We start from the raw sequence: 2,438 nt of genomic DNA, 5'->3' as shown, positions 1-2,438 counted from the left end.
TGGTGATTTCTCCAATTGATTTTCCGGTGTAGCGGTTTCCGACGTCTCGGAAAACCAAGTAGTTCTCTCAAAGTTACTTTTATTAACGGCGCATGCCCTGTTTTCTTTAGAGAAAATTTTAGATTTTTTTGAAAATAATTCGTTTGGAGGGGTAATCGTGACAAAGCGGATAAAAAAGCAAAAAAACTTTCATTTTTCGCTAAAGCTTCTTTTCGAATTGTCGATACAGGCAGGTTTTGCGTTAAATTCGGGCAAGGCCGTTCATCAGCCAAGCAAGGTCAATGCTAGGTTTGGCGCTTGTTTTGCTTGCGCCAGAATAGAAGTACTGACCTGTTGTAAAATCTGTTGCTTCACCATTTGCGTAGTTTCTTTGGCATAGTCAGTGTCTTGGATACGACTGTTGGAAGCGGCTAAGTTTTCGTGGATGTTATCGAGATTATTGATCGCGTGATTAAAGCGGTTTTGATACGCGCCTAACTCCGCACGACTGCCATCTACCGTTTTCAAAGCATCATCTAAAATGCCGACCGCCATCTGAGCGCCACCGACCGTGCTAATATCAATACTATCTACCGTTCTATTTACGGTGACATACTTGCCAAGTTCTAACTCATCAGCCAGGCCACCACTGAAGGTTGGTCCAGGGTATTTTATGGCGTCCTTGTGGGACATGAGTAACTGCAGTTGCCCCTCTTCATTAACAGACGCTTTCACTTTATCGGTCTGCCCGTTAATGTAAGTCGCGAGTTCTTCTATATCGTCGCCAGCTTTAGCTTCAATACGGATCTCCTGCTCTTCAAAATTGTTATCACGGTAGCTGATAACAATTTCATTATTTCCGTTTTGAACCGTCCAATCTGAACTGACTCTTTGATATGAGCTCATTGAAAAGCTACCTAAAGATTCCGGCTGCATGGTCCGCAGGCCAATTTGTACCGCTTCACCAGCCGTTGCACCGATTTGAAAAGACGATGTACCGAATGTGCCATTCAGCAATTTACGTCCGCCAAAGGAGGTCGTTTCTGCAATACGACTTAACTCATCATTTAAAGCAGAGACTTCTTCTTGCAGTGCAGTGCGCTCCGCTTTGCTGTTTGAACCGTTAGCTGATTGAAGCGACAAATCACGCATACGTTGCATAATGTTAGTCACTTCATTCATCGCCCCTTCGGCGGTTTGCATTATAGAAATGCCGTCATTCGCGTTACGTACCGCGACATCCAAACCACGCATTTGCGATTGTAGACGGTTGGAGATTTGCAGACCCGCCGCGTCATCTTTTGCGCTGTTAATACGTTTCCCTGAAGACAAACGCTCCATGGATTGGTTCAGCATGTCAGTTGCACTGGTCAAATGACGCTGTGCGACGAGTGCTGCCACATTGGTATTAACGGTGATAGCCACGAGACACAGACTCCAAATAAATTAAGGCTTTGAGTACTTATCGACCAAGTAACAGAAAAGTTTAGTGTTTTTTTGAAAAGAGATTGGAATAGAAATAGAAAACAAAAGCCCTCCATTGGAGGGCTTAAGAAATGAAGTCTGAGAACTTACTTGATGGCTAGCTCCGCGAGCATTTCTTGCGAAGGAGCGAAGAAGTACGCACCAGTTACCGCTGTTGTGAAACGAAGCATTTGGTCTGTTTTACCATCTGTTACGCCGTACATACTTTCTAGCATCACTTTAATGTTATGAAGTGTATTGCAGTAAGAAATAAACAGCAGGCCATGAGGCCCTGTCACCGTCCCGTATGGTAAGCTGTGGCGAACAATCTTCAAACCTTTACCTTCTTCTTTGATATCAACTCGACCAACGTGTGATGCAGCAGGAACGTCTTCTAGCTCGATAGAGTCTGGCTTGGTACGACCAATCACTTTTTCTTGCGCTTTGACATTCAATCGATTCCAAGCGGCAAGGTTATGTTCAAAGCGCTGAGCCATAACATAACTGCCTCCAGCAAATGGGCCCTCTTTTACTAGAGCCACATCAGCGCGAGCCTCCCCTTTCGGGTTTTCTGTGCCATCAATGAAGTCTGTCATATCACGAGCATCAAGGTAACGGTACCCATATGTTTCGTCCACAATGGTGACATCTTGTGCCGTCTCTTCTAGGAACTTACGCAACACGTAAAAATGCAAGTCGTGACGAGTCGAGTGACAGTGAATCAGTACATCTACGTCTGTTGCTGGAGCAACGATGTCCCCTTCGCCAAGTTGAGTAAAATCAATAAGCTCTTCTGGCGCGTCTACATTAAGGTGTTCCCAAAACGATTTTGTGAATGCGATAGAAAGCGTCAGCGCTGCACCCGGCTGGGTAATGTTTAACTCTTCCACCAACTTTGGCAGTGCTTTCAGTTTTTCTAATACGTTTTCACGGTTTTGGTTCACTTTGAGTTGAGTGTACAGTGCAAATGGCCCGGCTTCTGGCACGATCGCCGT

General features: G+C 45.0%; 3 protein-coding genes. All 3 read right to left on the bottom strand.

The genetic code is table 11. From position 1 onward, the window contains the following. A partial coding sequence (locus R7P35_RS23615) for a hypothetical protein (RefSeq protein ID WP_225474167.1) occupies positions 1-272 on the bottom strand: 272 nt, incomplete at its 3' end. Continuing rightward, complete coding sequence (locus R7P35_RS23610; RefSeq protein ID WP_005380443.1) at positions 265-1,404, bottom strand: flagellin; 1,140 nt, start codon at positions 1,402-1,404, stop codon at positions 265-267. The genes R7P35_RS23615 and R7P35_RS23610, both read right to left, overlap by 8 nt. A gap of 146 nt (positions 1,405-1,550) precedes the next feature. Beyond that, positions 1,551-2,438, bottom strand: an 888-nt coding sequence (locus R7P35_RS23605; RefSeq protein WP_318092739.1) for a Dyp-type peroxidase, incomplete at its 5' end; no start/stop codon positions are given.

It is taken from the genome of Vibrio sp. Vb0304, from assembly GCF_033338995.1.
Taxonomy (GTDB): domain Bacteria; phylum Pseudomonadota; class Gammaproteobacteria; order Enterobacterales; family Vibrionaceae; genus Vibrio; species Vibrio alginolyticus.
Note: the sequence above shows the minus strand (reverse complement) of the source record. Positions and strands in the feature narration are given on the sequence as shown.